Below are 18,495 nucleotides of genomic sequence, written 5' to 3'. Positions count from 1 at the left end.
GCGTCATTCCAGACTGCCGGGAGTCATGACGATCCGCCTCCTGACTGGGCCGATTCGTCATTCGGCAACTGAATACGGACGCGCTCGTTCGAGTGCTCAACCGAGTGTCGATCAGCTCGTCCGGCGGTCCTGATCCCCTCTTACGGGGGTGCTGCCCAACACGACCCCACCCCCGCGAATGTCGGGGTATGGGCAACGTCTACAGTGGCGTGGTACGCGCGAGCCTTTACCGGGACTTCACACGGGAGGGGTTTGCTGGGATGTCTCTGTAGGGGTGTGCGTGACGGCCGTCGAATCCCGTCCAGCCGGGGTGCTGGGGGAGAGCAAGAGCTCGAGTCACCGGCCGTTCGGGGCCCGTGTCAAGGCATTCGTGGCGCTGACCAAGCCCCGGATCATCGAACTGCTGCTGATCACCACGGTCCCGGTGATGTTCCTCGCCGAGCAGGGTGTGCCCGACCTGACGCTGGTGCTTCTCACCTGCCTCGGCGGCTACCTCTCCGCGGGCGGCGCCAACGCGCTGAACATGTACATCGACCGTGACATCGACGCGCTCATGGACCGCACCTCGCAGAGACCGCTGGTCACCGGGATGGTGTCGCCGCGCGAGTGCCTCGTCTTCGGCATCAGCCTCGCGGTCGTCTCCACGCTCCTGTTCGGCCTCGCCGTCAACTGGCTGTCCGCCTGGCTGTCCCTCGGGGCGCTCCTCTTCTACGTCGTCGTCTACACGATGATCCTCAAGCGGCGGACGTCGCAGAACATCGTGTGGGGCGGCATCGCCGGCTGCCTCCCGGTGCTGATCGGCTGGTCCTCCGTCACGAACTCCCTGTCGTGGGCGCCGGTCATCCTCTTCCTCGTCATGTTCTTCTGGACGCCGCCGCACTACTGGCCGCTGTCCATGAAGGTGAAAGAGGACTACGCGCGCGTGGGCGTGCCCATGCTGCCGGTGGTCGCCTCCAACAAGGTGGTCGCCAAGCAGATCGTGATCTACAGCTGGGTCATGGTCGCGGTCTCCCTGCTCCTCACCCCCCTCGGCTACACGGGCTGGTTCTACACGCTGGTGGCGCTGCTGGCCGGCGGCTTCTGGCTGTGGGAGGCGCACGGGCTCCAGAACCGGGCCAAGGCCGAGGTGACGGGCGGCAAGCTCAAGGAGATGCGCCTGTTCCACTGGTCGATCACCTACGTGTCGATCCTGTTCCTGGCGGTCGCGGTGGACCCCTTCCTGCGCTGAGCGCTCCGCTGGATGTACGGCTATGGGTCGTTGTCCGTCCGTAGCCGACTTCGCCGGACCCGCTCGGCGGCGCTGAGGCAAGGGTCACGCCCCCCGGCCGTCGCCGATTGATCTACCCGTCGGTAGCATCCTGGCCATGGCAGACACGCAGCAGGTTGACGCGAAGGCCGAGCGCACGGCGGCCAAGCTCGCCAAGCAGATCAGCGCCTTCTCCAAGGCACATGGCGGTGCCGAGGGCCAGGTGGCCTACATGGGCGACCGCGGCGCCCGGATCGCCCTCGTCGGCGAGGACGGCGAGTGGGGCAACCTGGTGGCCCCCACCGTCGAGGTCGCCCAGAAGGCGGTCGAGAAGGCCGGCATCACCGTTCACGAGGACTTCGACGGCGAGTTCGCCGCGAAGGTGCGGACCGGCCCGTACGAGTGGACGCGGATGGCCGGCATCCAGGTCGGCGGACCCCGTAACACCTGAGGTTTCGCACGGGGTGTGCGGGACCAACACCTGACACCCCGTTCACCCGTTAGGCCCCGTAGTAAGGACACGGTCCAGCCACGGGAGCCCGGATGATCGAAACGCCGTCCCTCGTGGACCAGTACTGCCACGGCGTACTGAGAACCGAGCTGGGCCTCGGCACCTTCGAGGCCCAGCTGGCCCGTACCGAGGGGCCGCCCGCCGCCGGTACGACCCTCTTCGACACCCAGACCGGTTTCGCCGTACGCCGATGGTGCCCCCCGCTCCTCGGTCTGGAACCGCACTGCCCGCCCGCCCGCTATCTCGCCCGGCGTCGTGAACTCGGCGTACTGGAGGCGGGCCGCAGGCTGCTGCGGGGCAGTGGCATCACGACGTACCTCGTCGACACGGGCCTGCCCGGCGATCTGACCGGCCCCGGCGAGATGGCGGCGGCGTCGGCCGCCGAGGCCCGCGAGATCGTGCGGCTCGAACTCCTCGCCGAACAGGTCGCCGACACCTCCGGCACGGTCGAGTCCTTCCTCGCCAACCTCGCCGAGTCGGTGCACGGGGCGGCGGTCGGCGCGGTCGCCTTCACCTCGGTGGCGGGGGTGCGGCACGGACTGGCGCTGGCGCCCGAGCCGCCGGGTCCGGGAGAGGTGCGGGGCGCGGCCGGCCGCTGGCTGGCGGGCCGCCGGGTGGGCGGCGAGCTGTCCGATCCGGTTCTGCTACGACACCTGCTGTGGATCGCGGTCGCCTCGGGGCTGCCGCTCCAGCTGCACGCCGGGCTCGGTGAGCCGGGGCTGCGGATCGACCGTACGGACCCGGTCCTGCTCACGGACTTCGTCCGGGCCACCGCCGGGCTCGGCACCGACCTGATCCTGCTGCACGGCTATCCGTACCACCGCCACGCCGCCCATCTCGCCGGTGTCTTCCCACATGTGTACGCCGACTCGGGCGCCGCTCTGGTCCGTACGGGCGCCCGTGCGGCGACCGTCCTCGCCGAGATCCTCGAACTCGCCCCCTTCGGCAAGATCCTCTTCTCCAGCGGCGCCCAGGGCCTGCCCGAACTGCATGTCGTCGGCGCCCGGCTGTTCCGCGAGGCGCTGGCCCGGGTGCTGGGCACCTGGGTCGCCGAGGGGGCGTGGTCGCTGGCGGACGCGCAGCGGGTCGCGGGGCTGATCGCGGCGGCGAACGCGCGCAGGGTGTACGGGCTGGAGTGAGCTGTACAGGATGGGGCCATGCAGACCGACGCGTTACTCGACCGCTTCCTGTCCGGCCTCGCCCCCTTGGACCCGCTCGCGCTCTGGGCGCACGGATCGCTCGCCGGCGGGGACTATCAGGAGGGCCGCAGCGACCTGGACCTGATCGCCGTACTGCATGCCCCCATCACCCCGCGCACCCTCTGGCGACTGGCGACACTGCACGCGCGGCTGCGGGCCGAGCCGCTCGCCGGGCTGCTGCACTGCACCTACCTGACGCCCGAAGCGGTGACGGACTCCGGCCGGTCCCATCTGACCTGGGCGCACGAGCAACTGTTCAGGCGGCCCGTGACCCCGGTGACCCGGCGGGAACTGCACACCTTCGGGCGGGTGCTGCACGGGAAGGACCCCGCCGGACTGCTGCCGCCGGTCCTTGACCTCGAACTCGACGGGTTCGTCGTACGCGACCAGCGTGACTTCTGGCGGCCCAAGCTGGCGAAGGCGGAACGCTGGCGGCAGGCCCCCTGGGTCGACGTCGGCCTGACGACCTTCGCCCGCGCGACCGCCACCCTGCGCGACGGACGGCTCATCACCAAGCGGGAGGCGCTGGAGCTGCTGCCGGAGCTGGGGGCGCCGGTCGAGGTGGTGGAGGACATCAGGCGGCGGCGGTACGAGGACCCCGCGCCGCCCACCGGGGAGTGGGCGGCGCGCAGGGGTGAGCTGACCCGGGGCTATCTGGGGCCGGCGATCGACGGACTGGTGGCGGCGTACGGCTGACCGCCTACTCGGCCGAACCGCGGTGGATGCCGGGAAGCGGTCCCCTGTCCTCGTACGTCCGGTCCCCGTCGTGGACCACGTGCGCGAGCCCGGCCCCGTCCACCGAACGGCCGAACTGGGCGTAGTGGTTGGCGTAGGTCTGCGGTCGGCGTGAGCGCGGCCCGAGGACGAGGCAGTTGAAGTAGTCGTCCGGGTCGAAGCGATGCCGCAGATGTTCGCCGAGGGCGAGGCTGTTGGAGAACACGACCCAGGTGCCGAGCACGTCGACGCAGCGGTGTCCCGTCCGCTGCTCCCAGCGGAAGTGCTTTTTGCTGATCGGGGTGGAGAGGATCGGGACGAACAGATGGGAGACCCCGAACGCCCGCAGGGGTGCTTCCCAGTCGGTCGACTGCTCGATGTCCTCGCAGATCAGCACGGCGATCCGGCCGAGGGAGGTCTCCAGGACGGTGACCTTGTCGCCGAGGGTGATGTCCTCGTCCACCGGCTCCACGGTCGGCCGGACGGGCAGCTCCCAGTCGGCCGCCTGGCCGGCGGCCAGGGTGAAGCCGGCCGTCTTGTCGTGTTCGAGCAGCGTCTCGCCGGTGAGGCGGTCGATCAGGATCGCCCGGTTCGGGGGCGGTTTCTCGTCCCCGACGGGTCCGCTGCCCAGCAGGAGCCACTGGAGGGCGCTGCCGGGGCGCGGTTCCGTGTCCAGCAGGGTCCGCCAGTGGTCCAGCAGGCCGGCGGAGAGCGCGTATTCCGGCAGGACGGCTATCTTGGCCCCGGACTGTTCGAGATTGCGCATCGTTTTGTCGAGACGCTCGTACAACGGCCTGTCGTTGATCCGTATTCGATACAGACCCTGATCCGCTTCCTCACGGAATTCGAACGGCTGCTCGTTCAGCTGTTCCATCAAAGGAACAACGCCAAGGGAAATCGCTGCCTTTCCTGAGAAGTGCGCGCCATTGCGTGGGATCAGACAGGCGTGTTTGACCCTGTCGCACATGTCCTTCGGAACGCGATGCACTCTGAAGTACTCGGCTTTGCCCGTCGGGCGGGTGTGCAATGTCCCCGGCCGGGCGCAGCGGGGCAGGAGTAATCCCGTCGTGCGGCCGAGCGGATCGTTGAGGCAGCCGTGCAGGCTGTAGCGGTCGGTGAGCCAGGCCACGGTCCTCGCGTCGAAGGTCTGGCCGAAGGGATTGGCCATGTTGAGCGCCAGGTCGAGCCCGACGAGCACGGCGAACATCCCGCGGGGGCCGTGCCGCGCGACGATCTCCCTGGTCAGCCACGTATCGGCGTCCCCGTGGTCCAGGACGTCCAGATAGACCTCTTCGGCGAGCCGCTGGGTGTCCCCGTCGCGATGCCACCCCCTCGCCTCGGCTCCGAGAAAGTGGGCGTCCGGCAGCGCGTCGTACAGCGTGATGAACAGATCGGCCGGATCCGACGACAATTCGAGCCCATTGATCGAATGGCGATGGGTGCCCCCGTCTTCTTCTGCGCTCATGGTTCCCCCTGGTCCGTAGAGCTTCACCAAATATTAACGAGGCACATTGCATATGCGGGTGTCGTTTTACAGAGTGTGCATTCCGTAAAACATCACTTGACACTCACTTGACATCAGAGGATGGTGAATGGGGAGCGTCCTGTCCTGCTCGCGGAGAGATCCACAGAGGGGTGTGTCATGGCGGATGTACGTCGTCGCAAGGACCGGGAACCGGCGGTCCGGCGTGATCGGTTGACCGAGGTGCAGAGCATGGTCGACGCGATGAAGTCGGAGAAGGAGATCCCCGAGGGCCGCTTCACCGCGCTGGGGATGCTGATCACGGACGCCTCGCTGGCCGCGGACGAGTCGGCGCTGGAAGCCGCCCACAACGGTCTGCGCTGGCTGTACGGAAGGTATGTCCGCGACGGCGCCGACATCCGTGCGGAGCAGCGCGGACGTCTCCTCGGTCTGATCGACGTGACGTACTGGAGTCTGCGCAGGCTGCCCTCGGGACTGCAGCTCTCCCTCGATCCGAGCAGCCATGCCGCCCGGTTCCTCGTGGAGATCGCCCGGGAACCGGGCCTGAACAACGAGACCCTGGCCGAGCGGCTGGACGTGGACGTCACGGAGGTCAGCCGGATCGGCAGGCGCATGCTGGCCTCCGGCGTCGCCTGGCGCAGCCGCCAGTGGCGGCACAACTCCTGGGACGTCACCCCGCGCGGTATGCACTACCTGGAGGAGACCGGGCTGTTGCCGCAGCCCCAGGAGCCCGCCGCACCCGCCCCGGAGGAACGGGAGGCGGATCTCGACCACTTCGTCGGCGTCAAGGTGCGGCCGAGCCGGCTGACCGGCGCCGTGATCGACGCGTCCGGCACCACCCTCACCCGCGCCGACCGCGAGCTGAATCCGGTGGGCAGCGAGCGCGAGGCGGTCACGGTCCTCGCGGACTTCGTGGCGGAGCTGATGGACCGGGCCCCGGCCGTCGGCGGCAAGGCCGGTGTCCACCGGACCGGCCTCGGCATCGAGATCGGCGCCCATGTCAGCGCCGAGCGGGGCGAGGTGGTCAAGGCGCCCAACTACGCGGCGGGCGTGGGCTGGTCGGGACTGACCCTGGCCGGACCGCTCCGGGAGGCGACCGGACTGCCGACGGTCCTGGAGAACGACGCGAACGCACTGGCCCTGGCCGAAGCGGCCCTCGGGGACACCCGGGCCCGGCGCCACTCGGCCGTCGTCCTCGTCGACCACGGCGTCGGCGCGGGCATCGTCGCCGACGGCAGGATCCTGCACGGTGCGACGGGCGCCGCCGGGGAGATCGGGCATGTGGTGGTCGAGCCGGACGGACCGCAGTGCAGTTGCGGCAATCGGGGCTGCCTGGAGAGCGTGGTCGGTGTCGACGCCATCGCCCGCCGGGTCCGTGAGCTGACCGCCCTGCCGGTCCGGGACCTGGACGCGGTGCTCGCGCTGCTGTCGACGACATGGAGCAAGCAGGTCGAGGACGTATTGGAACACGCCGGTACGGCCCTCGGCACAGGTCTGTCCGCGCTCGTCAACTTCACGGATCCCGAGCGGATCGTCCTGTACGGGCCTCCCGGGCTGGTGTGCCCGGACGACTGGGATTCCGCCGCGCTCTTCATGGCCAAGGTCCGGGAGACGGTGACGAGTCAGGTGTTCTCGACGGAGGGCAAGGCCGTCACCCTCACCACCAGGCCCTACGGCGACGCGGCCGGTGCCCGCGCCGCGGCCGTGGCCGCCCTGCGCCTGCTGACGCGGAGGTAGGGGAAGCGGTGGGGGAGGAACCGGCACAGCCAGAGCCCCGGACGCCCTCCAGCGTGGGGGAGACCGACGCGGGTACGAGGGACATCCTCGTACTCGCCGTCTTCCTGCTGCTGTTGACCATCGCGCTGGGCGTCGTCCTGGTCCAGACATGGCCGCCCCCACCGGACCCCACCGCGACCGGCCCCGAACCGGCCACCCGCGCACGCGTCCTGTTCTGGTCGCCGAGCCTGACCCGCGAGACCAGGCTGTTCATCGTCATCCTGGCGACCGGTGCCGTCGGCGCGCTGATCCACACCCTGCGCTCGCTCTACGAGTACGTGGGCAACCGGCTGCTGCGGCGCAGCTGGGTGCTGATGTACGCCGTGGAGCCCTTCGTCGGATCGGCGCTGGCGCTCGTCGTCTATCTCGTGCTGCGGGGCGGACTGACGACCACCCTGGCCTCGTCGAGCGACATCAATCCCTACGGGGTGACCGCGGCGGCCGCTCTGGTCGGCATGTTCTCGCGGCAGACCGTGGAGAAGCTGCTCGCGGTGTTCGAGACCCTTCTGGCCCCCGCCGAGCGGAGCGCCGACCGGATCCCCACCAGGGACGGGGGGTCAGATCCCGGCGGCGAGCGATGAACCGGCCTGCGCCGGGACCGGGACCTCGGTGTCCGTCTCCGGCCGCTCCCGCAGCGCGAGCAGCACCCGCAGGACCCCGATCCAGACCAGGCACGAGCCGAACATGTGCAGGCCGACCAGGATCTCGGGCAGATCGGTGAAGTACTGGACGTAGCCGATGACACCCTGGGCGAGCAGGACCAGGAAGAGGTCGCGGGTGCGGTGCAGGGGGCCCTTCGGCGCGTCGACCGCCTTGAGGACGAACCACAGGGCGAACGTCAGCGTCACCACGATCCAGGCGAGGACGGCGTGCAGCTTGCTGACCGTCTCCCAGTCCAGCGGCATCCGCTCGACCTCGCTGGAGTCACCCGCGTGCGGTCCCGACCCGGTCACCACCGTGCCCACGGCGATCAGCAGCACGGACGCGGCGACCAGGAACCACACCAGCTGCTGCACCGACTTGCCGACCAGCGGACGCGGCTCCCCGTCACCCTCCCGAGTGCGCTGCCACATCACCGTGGCCACCGCGATCAGCGCCGTCGACAGCAGGAAGTGCGCGGCGACGGTGTACGGGTTGAGGCCGACCAGCACCACGATGCCGCCGAGGATCGCGTTGCCCATCACGACCCAGAACTGCGCCCAGCCCAGCCGGGTGAGGCTGCGCCGGTACGGCTTCTCGGAGCGCGCGGCGATGATCGCCCAGCCGACGGCGGCGCACAGCACGTAGGTCAGCATGCGGTTGCCGAACTCGATGTAGCCGTGGATGCCCATCGCGGCGGTGTTGTTGATCGAGTCCTCGGTGCACTTGGGCCAGGTCGGGCAGCCGAGGCCCGATCCGGTGAGCCGCACCGCACCGCCGGTGACCACGATGACCACCGACATGACGAGTGCGGCGAGGGCCGCCCGCCGCACCGTCCGGGGGTCCGGGGTCCAGCGTGCGGCGATGAAGGCGAGCGGGTTGCGCACGGCGGCTGCGGCGTCGGCGGGGGTCAGGTTCGGCACGCGTCCCATCGTAGGCCGCCGCTTGTGCACGCTTTCACGAGGGTCCGGCACGGGCCTACTCCCAACGGAAGAACCTGCCCGCCGCGGCCAGCCCCGCGACCGCCCACACCGCCAGGATCCCCAGGTCGCCCCACGGCATGCCGGCGCCGTGCTGGAGCACGTCCCGCAGGCCGTCGGAGAGGGCGTTGATGGGGAGCAGTCCGAGGACGTCCTGGGCGCCGGAGGGGAACTTGTCCATGGGGACGATGACGCCGCCGCCGACGAGCAGGAGGAGGAAGACGAGGTTGGCGGCGGCCAGGGTCGCCTCCGCCTTCAGGGTGCCCGCCATCAGCAGGCCCAGGCCGGAGAAGGCGGCCGTGCCGAGGACCAGGAGGAGCAGGACGGCCAGGGGGTTGCCGTGCGGGTCCCAGCCCAGGGCGAAGGCGATCACCGTCAGCAGGACGATCTGGAGGATCTCCGTGACCAGGACCGACACCGTCTTGGCCGCCATCAGGCCCCAGCGGGGGAGCGGGGAGGCGGCCAGCCGCTTCAGGACGCCGTAGCGGCGCTCGAAGCCCGTGGCGATCGCCTGGCCGGTGAAGGCCGTGGACATGACCGCGAGGGCGAGGATGCCGGGGGTCAGGAAGTCCACCGCCTCGCCCGCGCCCGTGTCGACGATGTCGACCGAGCTGAACAGGACCAGGAGGAGGGTGGGGATCACGACGGTCAGCAGGAGCTGCTCGCCGTTGCGCAGGAGCATCTTCGTCTCGAGTGCGGCCTGTGCCGCGATCATGCGCCCCAGGGGAGCCGCGCCCGGCCTCGGGGTGTACGTACCGGTCGTGGTCACGAGCGCAGCTCCTTGCCGGTGAGCTCCAGGAATACGTCTTCCAGCGTGTGCCGCTCGACCGAGATCTTCTCCGGCATCACCCCGTGCTGCGCGCACCACGACGTCACCGTCGCGAGCAGCTGAGGGTCGACCTTGCCGCCGACCCGGTACGAGCCCGGCGTCAGCTCCGCGGCCGTGCTGTCGGGCGGGAGGGCCTTGAGCAGCGAGCCCACGTCCAGGCCCGGGCGGCCGGAGAAGCGGAGGGTGTTCTCGGCGCCGCCCCGGCACAGTTCCTCGGGGGAGCCCTGGGCGATGACCTTGCCGGCGTCGATGATCGCGACATCGTCGGCGAGCTGTTCGGCCTCGTCCATGTGGTGGGTGGTGAGGATGACGGAGACGCCGTCGGTGCGCAGATCGCGGATCAGGTCCCAGGTCGCGTGGCGGGCCTGCGGGTCGAGTCCGGCGGTCGGCTCGTCCAGGAAGACCAGTTCCGGGCGGCCCACCACGGCCATCGCGAGGGCGAGCCGCTGCTGCTGGCCGCCCGACAGCCGGCGGTACGTCGTCCTGCCGCAACCGCCCAGTCCCAGGCGCTCGATGAGCGCGTCCACGTCCAGCGGGTGGGCGTGCAGCTTGGCGACATGGCGCAGCATCTCGTCCGCCCGCGCGCCCGAGTAGACGCCACCGGACTGGAGCATCACGCCGATCCGGGTGTGCAGCTCAGGGGAGTGTCTGACCGGGTCGAGGCCCAGGACGCGCACCGTGCCGGAGTCCGGCGCGCGGTAGCCCTCGCAGGTCTCGACCGTGGTCGTCTTGCCCGCCCCGTTGGGACCGAGCACGGCGGTCACCCCCGCCGTGGCCACCAGGTCGAGGCCGTTCACCGCGGTCTTCGTGCCGTACCGCTTCACCAGGGCCTGGACCTGGACCACGGGCTCGCTTCGCATGACCCAAGAGTCTAGGTACGCGGTGCGCGCCTCGGACGTGGGGGTCCCCCCGCTCGAGCGGATTCGAGAGTGGGGGAGGGTGCGGGATCTCCCCCGGACGGGATCTCCTCGTCACGGGGGCGGTGCACCGCCAGCCACCGCTCGGCGTAGGCCACCGCGTCGGCCACCGGGAACAGCCGTACGCGGGCCGCGCCCACCGTTCCCCGTACGACGGGACGGTCCCGCTCGAAGTCGTGCCCGAGCTCGTCGAACCGCTCCGAGGTGATCGACACCTCGGTCACCGTCTCCCAGCCGGCCGGACCGGGGCGGCCCACCTTCACCAGGGGCGAGGGGATGCGGTACTCGGCGAGGTGGAAGCTCGTGCACGTGCCGTAGCCGGCGCCGAGCAGGAGCACGCGCGCGTGGAGGGCTTCGAGGCGGGCCAGGGGGCTGTGCTCGCCGAGCCGGCAGTCGGCCGCGTGCGAGTCGACGACTTCGGCGGCACGGGCGCCGATCGCCGCGAACGACGTCTGAGGGTGCGCGCTGCGCAGGGCGCCCGGCCAGGTGCGCACGGTCTCCGGGAGCACGCCGACCCCGCGCGAGGGCGTGACCTGGGGGTCGTAGGACGGCATGGACGCGCGGATCGTGTCCCACCATTCCTCGGGCACCGGCGGGTTCGCCCACACGGCGGGGTCCGAGAGGTCGCCGGTCTGGGTGGGGACCACGAGGGTGCCGTCCGGGCCGAGGGCGTCGAGCAGGCCCTGGACGACCGCTACAGGTCCGCCGCAGACCCAGCCGAGCGACTTCAGGGAGGAGTGGACGAGGAGGGTCTCGCCGTCCCGGACGCCCAGCTCGCGCAGCTGTGCGGCCATGGTGCCGCGGGTGACAAGTGGGCCGGTCGGAGGGGGTATGGCCATGGTGGTGGAGTGTCCCGGAAGGGGCCCGGCGATGCCACCGAATTGATCGATCAAAGATCGTTTCCGCAGGTCAGGTTAGCTTTACCTAAGTGACGCACCGCACCGTGCATCGGCCGGGACGCGGGTTGCCCGGCTCTGAGGAATTACGCAACAATGGTGTTGTGAAAAACGTCGGCGAGGCTCGGGAGACCCCCACGGGGACCCTTCAGGAGGAGCTCGCGACCGGTGAGCGTTCGACGCGCAACCGGGTCGCGCGGTCCATCCTGGACCACGGGCCCTCGACCGTCGCCGAGCTGGCCGGCCGACTGGGCCTGACCCACGCCGCCGTACGCAGGCACCTCGACGCGCTGGTCGCCGACGACGTCGTGGAGGCGCGCGAGCAGAAGGTCTACGGCGCCCGCACGCGCGGTCGTCCCGCCAAGGTCTTCGCGCTCACCGACTGCGGCCGCGACGCCTTCGACCAGTCCTACGACAAGCTCGCCGCGGACGCCCTGCGCTGGATCGCGGAGCGGTTCGGCGGGGACGAGGCCGTGGTGGCCTTCGCGCGCGCCAGGATCGCCGAGCAGGCCACCGTGTACCGCACGGCGATCGAGGCCGCCGCCCCCGAAGAGCGCACCGAAGCCCTGGCCAAGGCCCTGAGCGCGGACGGGTACGCTGCTACGGCGCGCAGCGCACCGGTCGGCGAGCAGCTGTGCCAGCACCACTGCCCCGTCGCCCACGTCGCGGAAAAGTTCCCACAGCTCTGCGAGGCGGAGACCGAGATCTTCTCCCAGCTGCTCGGAACGCACGTCCAGCGACTGGCGACCATCGCGCACGGTGACGGCGTCTGCACGACGTTCATCCCAAAGATTTCCCACACCACACATAACGCATCTGCAAGCACGGCCGGGAGGAACCCCGCATGACTCTCCCCATCGAGGAGACTGCCCACCCCGAGCTCGAGGGCCTGGGTAAGTACGAATACGGCTGGGCGGACTCCGACACGGCCGGTGCTTCGGCGCGACGCGGCATCAACGAGGACGTCGTCAAGGACATCTCCGCGAAGAAGTCCGAGCCGGAGTGGATGACCAAGCTCCGCCTCAAGGGCCTGCGCCTGTTCGACAAGAAGCCCATGCCGAACTGGGGCTCGGACCTCTCCGGCATCGACTTCGACAACATCAAGTACTTCGTGCGCTCCACGGAGAAGCAGGCGGAGTCCTGGGAGGACCTGCCCGAGGACATCAAGAACACGTACGACAAGCTCGGCATCCCCGAGGCGGAGAAGCAGCGCCTCGTCGCCGGTGTCGCGGCCCAGTACGAGTCCGAGGTCGTCTACCACCAGATCCGCGAGGACCTGGAGGAGCAGGGCGTCATCTTCCTGGACACCGACACCGCCCTCAAGGAGCACCCGGAGCTCTTCAAGGAGTACTTCGGCACCGTCATCCCGGTCGGCGACAACAAGTTCGCGTCGCTGAACACCGCCGTGTGGTCCGGCGGCTCCTTCATCTACGTGCCGAAGGGCGTGCACGTCGAGATCCCGCTCCAGGCCTACTTCCGGATCAACACCGAGAACATGGGCCAGTTCGAGCGGACCCTGATCATCGTCGACGAGGGTGCCTACGTGCACTACGTCGAGGGCTGTACGGCGCCGATCTACAAGTCGGACTCGCTGCACTCCGCGGTCGTCGAGATCATCGTCAAGAAGAACGCCCGCTGCCGCTACACGACCATCCAGAACTGGTCGAACAACGTCTACAACCTGGTCACCAAGCGCGCCGTGGCGTACGAGGGCGCGACCATGGAGTGGATCGACGGCAACATCGGCTCCAAGGTCACCATGAAGTACCCGGCCGTCTACCTGATGGGCGAGCACGCCAAGGGCGAGACCCTCTCCATCGCCTTCGCGGGCGAGGGCCAGCACCAGGACGCCGGCTCCAAGATGGTTCACATGGCGCCGAACACCTCCTCCAACATCGTCTCCAAGTCGGTGGCGCGCGGTGGCGGTCGTACGTCCTACCGCGGTCTCGTCGAGATCGGCGAGGGCGCCCACGGCTCCAAGTCCAACGTGCTGTGCGACGCGCTGCTCGTCGACACCATCTCCCGCTCCGACACGTACCCCTACGTGGACGTCCGCGAGGACGACGTGTCCATGGGCCATGAGGCGACCGTCTCCAAGGTCTCCGAGGACCAGCTCTTCTACCTGATGAGCCGCGGTCTGAGCGAGTTCGAGGCCATGGCGATGATCGTGCGCGGCTTCGTCGAGCCCATCGCGAAGGAGCTGCCCATGGAGTACGCGCTGGAACTCAACCGGCTGATCGAGCTCCAGATGGAAGGCGCGGTCGGCTAAGCAGCGACCCGTCTCCGTCACGTCACTTACGCAGGAAGAGAGCAGACCGACAGCCATGGCTGAGGCTCAGAACATCCCGGTGGGATCCACCACCGCCGGCTCGATCGCGGTGGCCGCCGAGTCGACCGTCGCCACGCGCATGAGCGCGCCCCCGTCCTTCGACGTGGCGGACTTCCCGGTCCCGCACGGCCGCGAGGAGGAGTGGCGGTTCACCCCGCTGGAGCGCCTGCGCGGGCTTCAGGACGGCACCGCCGTCGCGACCGGCGAGGGCCTGAAGGTCGAGGTGCAGGCACCCGAGGGCGTCAGCGTCGAGACCGTCGGCCGCGACGACGCGCGCCTCGGCAAGGCGGGCACCCCGGTGGACCGCATCGCCGCCCAGGCCTACTCGGCGTTCGAGAAGGCCGGCGTGATCACCGTCCCCAAGGAGACGGTCCTCACCGAGCCGATCCGGATCGCCGTGCACGGCGAGGGCGGCACCGCCTTCGCCCACCAGGTGATCGAGCTGGGAGCCTTCGCCGAGGCCGTCGTCGTCATCGACCACACCGGTGACGCCGTACTCGCCGCCAACGTCGACTACGTCCTGGGTGACGGCGCCAAGCTGACCGTCGTCTCCGTCCAGGACTGGGACGACAAGGCCGTGCACGTGGCGCAGCACAACGCGCTGATCGGCCGGGACGCCACCTTCAAGTCCTTCGTGGTCACCTTCGGCGGCGACGTCGTCCGACTGCACCCCCGCGTCGCCTATGCCGGCACCGGTGGCGAGGCCGAGCTGTTCGGGCTGTACTTCACGGACGCCGGCCAGCACCAGGAGCACCGCCTCCTGGTCGACCACAACGTCCCGCACTGCAAGTCCAACGTCGTCTACAAGGGCGCGCTCCAGGGCGAGGGCGCCCACGCGGTGTGGATCGGCGACGTGCTCATCGAGGCCAAGGCCGAGGGCACGGACACCTACGAGATGAACCGCAACCTCGTCCTCACGGACGGCGCCCGCGTCGACTCCGTGCCGAACCTGGAGATCGAGACCGGCGAGATCGTCGGCGCCGGGCACGCCTCCGCGACCGGCCGCTTCGACGACGAGCAGCTCTTCTACCTGATGGCCCGCGGCATCCCGGCCGACGAGGCCCGTCGCCTGGTGGTCCGCGGCTTCTTCGCCGAACTGGTCCAGCAGATCGGTGTCGACGACATCCAGGAACGCCTTCTCGTGAAGATCGACGAGGAGCTGGAGGCGTCCGTCTGATGACGTTCGTACGTGCCTGTGGGCTGAGCGAGCTGGAGGAGGACACCCCCATGCGGGTGGAACTCGACGGCACGCCGGTCTCGGTCGTCCGCACCGAGGGCGAGGTGTTCGCGATCAACGACATCTGCTCGCACGCGAACGTCTCGCTCTCCGAGGGCGAGGTGGAGGACTGCCAGATCGAGTGCTGGCTGCACGGCTCCGCGTTCGACCTCCGCACCGGCAAGCCGTCCGGCCTTCCCGCGACGCGCCCCGTCCCCGTATACCCCGTAAAGATCGAAGGAGGCAACGTCCTTGTCGACGTACGCGCCTCCCTCACCCAGGAGTCCTGAGGAACCCATGGCAACGCTTGAAATCCACGACCTGCACGTCACCGTCGAGGCCGACAACGCCACGAAGGAGATCCTCAAGGGCGTCGACCTGACCGTGAAGCAGGGCGAGACGCACGCCATCATGGGCCCCAACGGCTCCGGCAAGTCGACCCTCGCCTACTCGCTCGCGGGCCACCCGAAGTACACGATCACCGGCGGCACCGTCACCCTCGACGGCGAGGACGTCCTGGAGATGTCCGTCGACGAGCGCGCCCGCGCGGGCCTGTTCCTGGCGATGCAGTACCCGGTCGAGGTCCCCGGCGTCTCGGTCTCCAACTTCCTGCGCACCTCCGCCACCGCCATCCGCGGCGAGGCCCCCAAGCTCCGCCTGTGGGTCAAGGAGGTCAAGGAGGCCATGCAGCGCCTCAACATGGACCCCTCCTTCGCCGAGCGCAACGTCAACGAGGGCTTCTCCGGCGGCGAGAAGAAGCGCCACGAGATCCTCCAGCTCGAACTGCTCAAGCCGAAGGTCGCGATCCTCGACGAGACGGACTCCGGTCTGGACGTCGACGCCCTTCGTATCGTCTCCGAGGGCGTCAACCGTGTCCGTGAGACGGGCGAGGTCGGCACCCTGCTGATCACGCACTACACGCGCATCCTGCGCTACATCAAGCCCGACCACGTGCACGTGTTCGCGAACGGCCGGATCGCCGAGTCCGGCGGCCCGGAGCTCGCCGACCAGCTCGAGGCCGAGGGCTACGACAAGTACGTGAAGGGTGGCGCATCTTCGTGACTCAGCTGCCGGGCCTCCTCGACACTGAGGCGATCCGTAAGGACTTCCCCATCCTGGACCGCCAGGTCCACGACGGTAAGAAGCTCGTGTACCTGGACAACGCGGCGACCTCGCAGAAGCCGCGCCAGGTCCTGGACGCCCTGAACGAGTACTACGAGCGCTACAACGCCAACGTCCACCGCGGTGTGCATGTGCTCGCCGAGGAGGCCACGGCGCTGTACGAGGGCGCGCGTGACAAGGTCGCGTCGTTCATCAACGCGCCGTCGCGGGACGAGGTGATCTTCACCAAGAACGCCTCCGAGTCGCTCAACCTCGTCGCGAACATGCTGGGCTGGGCGGACGAGCCCTACCGCGTGGACCACGAGACCGAGATCGTCATCACGGAGATGGAGCACCACTCCAACATCGTGCCGTGGCAGCTGCTCTCGCAGCGCACGGGCGCGAAGCTGAAGTGGTTCGGCCTCACCGACGACGGCCGCCTCGACCTCTCCAACATCGACGAGATCATCACCGAGAAGACGAAGATCGTCTCCTTCGTGCTGGTGTCCAACATCCTCGGCACCGTGAACCCCGTCGAGGCGATAGTGCGCCGCGCGCAGGAGGTCGGTGCGCTCGTCTGCATCGACGCCTCGCAGGCCGCCCCGCACATGCCGCTGGACGTGCAGGCGCTGCAGGCCGACTTCGTGGCCTTCACCGGCCACAAGATGTGCGGTCCGACCGGCATCGGCGTCCTGTGGGGCCGCCAGGAGCTGCTGGAGGACCTGCCGCCGTTCCTGGGCGGCGGCGAGATGATCGAGACGGTGTCGATGCACTCGTCGACCTACGCTCCCGCCCCGCACAAGTTCGAGGCGGGCACCCCGCCGATCGCGCAGGCGGTCGGTCTGGGCGCGGCGATCGACTACCTGAACTCGATCGGCATGGACAAGATCCTCGCCCATGAGCACGCGCTCACCGAGTACGCGGTGAAGCGGCTCGGCGAGGTCCCGGACCTCAGGATCATCGGCCCGACGACGGCCGAGGACCGGGGTGCGGCGATCTCCTTCACGCTCGGCGACATCCACCCGCACGACGTGGGCCAGGTTCTGGACGAGCAGGGCATCGCGGTCCGCGTGGGTCACCACTGCGCCCGCCCGGTCTGCCTGCGCTACGGAATTCCCGCGACCACGCGAGCGTCGTTCTATCTGTACTCCACGCCGGCCGAGATCGACGCTCTGGTCGACGGTCTGGAGCACGTACGGAACTTCTTCGGCTGAGGAGCTGGCTGAGTCGTGAAGCTTGATTCGATGTACCAGGAAGTCATCCTGGACCACTACAAGCACCCGCACGGGCGCGGTCTTCGGGATGGCGACGCCGAGGTGCACCACGTCAACCCGACGTGCGGCGACGAGATCACGCTGCGCGTGAAGTATGCCTTCGGCGACGGCACTGCGCGGATCGCGGACATCTCGTACGAGGGGCAGGGCTGCTCGATCAGCCAGGCCTCCGCCTCCGTGCTGAACGACCTCCTCGTCGGCAAGGACCTCGCCGAGGCGCAGAAGATCCAGGAGACCTTCCTGGAGCTGATGCAGTCCAAGGGGAAGATCGAGCCCGACGACGCCATGGAGGAGGTGCTGGAGGACGCGGTCGCGTTCGCCGGTGTCTCCAAGTACCCGGCCCGGGTCAAGTGCGCCCTCCTCAGCTGGATGGCGTGGAAGGACGCGACGGCCCAGGCCCTGAGCGGGGCCGACGCCGAAAGGAAGACGGCATGAGCGACACCGTGGAGATGAAGCCGGCCTCCGAGGACGAGGTCCGCGAGGCGCTGTACGACGTGGTCGACCCCGAGTTGGGCATCGACGTCGTCAACCTCGGCCTCATCTACGGCATTCACATCGACGACGCGAACATCGCGACGATCGACATGACCCTGACCTCGGCGGCCTGCCCGCTGACCGATGTCATCGAGGACCAGGCCAAGTCCGCCACGGACGGCCTCGTCAACGAGCTGCGCATCAACTGGGTCTGGATGCCGCCGTGGGGCCCGGACAAGATCACGGACGACGGGCGCGAGCAGCTTCGGGCGCTCGGGTTCAACGTCTGAGACCCACCGCGAACGCAGAAACGGCGACGCCCTCGCGGGCGTCGCCGTTTTTCGCGTGTGTGCTCAGGCCAGTCCGTCGACCAGCTGGAACGCCGAGTCCGATCGGTACAGGTCGTTGTACTGGTACGGATCCAGCTTCAGCTGGAAGTTCTGGTGGCGCAGGAAGCGGCCCGGATAGTTCACCGACTCCAGCATGACCGCGCCGTACACCGAGGACGAACGGGAGCAGAAGGTCGCGTCCTGCTTGAACAGGGACGAGCCGTCGCTGCGTTCGGCGACCAGGACGAAGCTGCGGTGGCGCAGGTACTTGCCGTCCTGGGTGGCGAAGGAGTAACAGGAGCTGTCCGCGAGGCCCTTGACCAGTTTGAAGGTGGAGTCCTCGCGGGATTCCGAGCCTCGCGGCTGGTCGAGCTTCACGTAACCTGTCTATTATACAAATATACGAGCCCACGAGACTCATGAGCACCTAGTATGCCATCGTCTGCTTAAAAACACAAAGAAAAAAGACCAATAGACGAGTAGAGGATAGAGGAGCAAATAGCACACAGGCAGCACGAGCAACACACAGACGTGACAATAAGCTAAGAGCATGTTAGAAGATCAGGAATACCTTACAATACA

General features: G+C 68.8%; 19 protein-coding genes and 1 pseudogene. 14 read left to right on the top strand and 6 right to left on the bottom strand.

Features of this window, described 5'->3' with window-relative positions; genetic code table 11:
- Positions 1-274: 274 nt before the first annotated feature.
- The 4 genes from HLK59_RS08905 (at position 275) to HLK59_RS08890 (ending at position 3,652) form a co-directional block, all read left to right on the top strand.
- A complete protein-coding gene (locus HLK59_RS08905; protein WP_171140742.1) occupies positions 275-1,228 on the top strand; it encodes a heme o synthase in 954 nt (317 codons plus the stop codon).
- Between the two features lie 136 nt (positions 1,229-1,364).
- On the top strand, positions 1,365-1,697 hold the full coding sequence (locus HLK59_RS08900; protein ID WP_171140741.1) for a hypothetical protein: 333 nt from the start codon (positions 1,365-1,367) through the stop codon (positions 1,695-1,697).
- Positions 1,698-1,789: 92 nt separating this feature from the next.
- Positions 1,790-2,896, top strand: coding sequence for an amidohydrolase family protein (locus tag HLK59_RS08895; RefSeq protein ID WP_171140740.1), 1,107 nt, complete (start codon positions 1,790-1,792; stop codon positions 2,894-2,896).
- Between the two features lie 18 nt (positions 2,897-2,914).
- On the top strand, positions 2,915-3,652 hold the full coding sequence (locus HLK59_RS08890; RefSeq protein WP_171140739.1) for a nucleotidyltransferase: 738 nt from the start codon (positions 2,915-2,917) through the stop codon (positions 3,650-3,652).
- Between the two features lie 4 nt (positions 3,653-3,656).
- Here the strand turns inward: HLK59_RS08890 and HLK59_RS08885 are convergent, their stop codons facing one another.
- Positions 3,657-5,135: a hypothetical protein gene (locus HLK59_RS08885; protein WP_171140738.1), complete on the bottom strand. Its 1,479-nt coding sequence runs from the start codon at positions 5,133-5,135 to the stop codon at positions 3,657-3,659.
- Positions 5,136-5,312: 177 nt separating this feature from the next.
- Here HLK59_RS08885 and HLK59_RS08880 point away from each other — a divergent pair, with 177 nt between their 5' ends.
- Positions 5,313-6,890, top strand: coding sequence for an ROK family protein (locus HLK59_RS08880; protein WP_171140737.1), 1,578 nt, complete (start codon positions 5,313-5,315; stop codon positions 6,888-6,890).
- Between the two features lie 53 nt (positions 6,891-6,943).
- Entirely contained in the window at positions 6,944-7,510 is a 567-nt protein-coding gene (locus HLK59_RS08875) for a hypothetical protein (RefSeq protein WP_171140736.1), read from the top strand.
- Here the strand turns inward: HLK59_RS08875 and HLK59_RS08870 are convergent.
- From HLK59_RS08870 to HLK59_RS08855, 4 genes are read right to left on the bottom strand one after another with little or no spacing between them, the layout of a single operon-like run.
- A complete protein-coding gene (locus HLK59_RS08870) occupies positions 7,487-8,500 on the bottom strand; it encodes a COX15/CtaA family protein (RefSeq protein ID WP_171140735.1) in 1,014 nt (337 codons plus the stop codon). The genes HLK59_RS08875 and HLK59_RS08870 overlap by 24 nt on opposite strands.
- Before the next feature lie 46 nt (positions 8,501-8,546).
- Entirely contained in the window at positions 8,547-9,263 is a 717-nt protein-coding gene (locus tag HLK59_RS08865) for an ABC transporter permease (protein ID WP_206326937.1), read from the bottom strand.
- 50 nt (positions 9,264-9,313) lie between these two features.
- Complete coding sequence (locus tag HLK59_RS08860; RefSeq protein WP_171140733.1) at positions 9,314-10,237, bottom strand: ABC transporter ATP-binding protein; 924 nt, start codon at positions 10,235-10,237, stop codon at positions 9,314-9,316.
- 11 nt (positions 10,238-10,248) lie between these two features.
- Positions 10,249-11,133, bottom strand: a complete 885-nt coding sequence (locus tag HLK59_RS08855; protein WP_171140732.1) for an AAC(3) family N-acetyltransferase — start codon at positions 11,131-11,133, stop codon at positions 10,249-10,251.
- Positions 11,134-11,294: 161 nt separating this feature from the next.
- On the opposite strand from HLK59_RS08855, the gene HLK59_RS08850 reads away from it, so the two are divergent.
- Genes HLK59_RS08850 through HLK59_RS08815 form a run of 8 tightly spaced genes read left to right on the top strand, consistent with a single transcriptional unit; the run spans position 11,295 to position 17,874 of the window.
- Positions 11,295-12,038: a metalloregulator ArsR/SmtB family transcription factor gene (locus tag HLK59_RS08850; protein WP_171140731.1), complete on the top strand. Its 744-nt coding sequence runs from the start codon at positions 11,295-11,297 to the stop codon at positions 12,036-12,038.
- On the top strand, positions 12,035-13,459 hold the full coding sequence (gene sufB, locus HLK59_RS08845) for a Fe-S cluster assembly protein SufB (RefSeq protein ID WP_171140730.1): 1,425 nt from the start codon (positions 12,035-12,037) through the stop codon (positions 13,457-13,459). Before HLK59_RS08850 ends, sufB begins: the two co-directional genes overlap by 4 nt.
- 55 nt (positions 13,460-13,514) lie before the next feature.
- The gene (gene sufD, locus HLK59_RS08840; RefSeq protein WP_171140729.1) at positions 13,515-14,696 is read left to right on the top strand and encodes a Fe-S cluster assembly protein SufD; all 1,182 of its coding nucleotides are present in this window, start codon (positions 13,515-13,517) and stop codon (positions 14,694-14,696) included.
- A complete protein-coding gene (locus tag HLK59_RS08835) occupies positions 14,696-15,025 on the top strand; it encodes a bifunctional 3-phenylpropionate/cinnamic acid dioxygenase ferredoxin subunit (RefSeq protein ID WP_171140728.1) in 330 nt (109 codons plus the stop codon). Before sufD ends, HLK59_RS08835 begins: the two co-directional genes overlap by 1 nt.
- 7 nt (positions 15,026-15,032) lie before the next feature.
- Positions 15,033-15,797 (top strand): Fe-S cluster assembly ATPase SufC, encoded by a 765-nt coding sequence (gene sufC / locus HLK59_RS08830; RefSeq protein WP_171140727.1) that lies wholly within the window; start codon positions 15,033-15,035, stop codon positions 15,795-15,797.
- Positions 15,794-17,050: a cysteine desulfurase gene (locus HLK59_RS08825; RefSeq protein WP_171140726.1), complete on the top strand. Its 1,257-nt coding sequence runs from the start codon at positions 15,794-15,796 to the stop codon at positions 17,048-17,050. The genes sufC and HLK59_RS08825 overlap by 4 nt, the downstream gene beginning before the upstream one ends.
- Before the next feature lie 15 nt (positions 17,051-17,065).
- Positions 17,066-17,545, top strand: coding sequence for a Fe-S cluster assembly sulfur transfer protein SufU (sufU, locus tag HLK59_RS08820; RefSeq protein ID WP_171140725.1), 480 nt, complete (start codon positions 17,066-17,068; stop codon positions 17,543-17,545).
- On the top strand, positions 17,542-17,874 hold the full coding sequence (locus HLK59_RS08815; RefSeq protein WP_171140724.1) for a metal-sulfur cluster assembly factor: 333 nt from the start codon (positions 17,542-17,544) through the stop codon (positions 17,872-17,874). The genes sufU and HLK59_RS08815 overlap by 4 nt, the downstream gene beginning before the upstream one ends.
- Before the next feature lie 63 nt (positions 17,875-17,937).
- Here HLK59_RS08815 and HLK59_RS08810 read toward each other — a convergent pair.
- Positions 17,938-18,297, bottom strand: a pseudogene (locus HLK59_RS08810) (AbfB domain-containing protein); the annotation flags it as partial.
- Positions 18,298-18,495: the final 198 nt, after the last annotated feature.

The organism is Streptomyces sp. S3(2020) (assembly GCF_013044505.1).
In the GTDB taxonomy this organism is placed as follows: domain Bacteria; phylum Actinomycetota; class Actinomycetes; order Streptomycetales; family Streptomycetaceae; genus Streptomyces.
The sequence above is the reverse complement of the archived record's forward strand: the minus strand, read 5'-3'. Positions and strand labels throughout refer to the sequence as shown.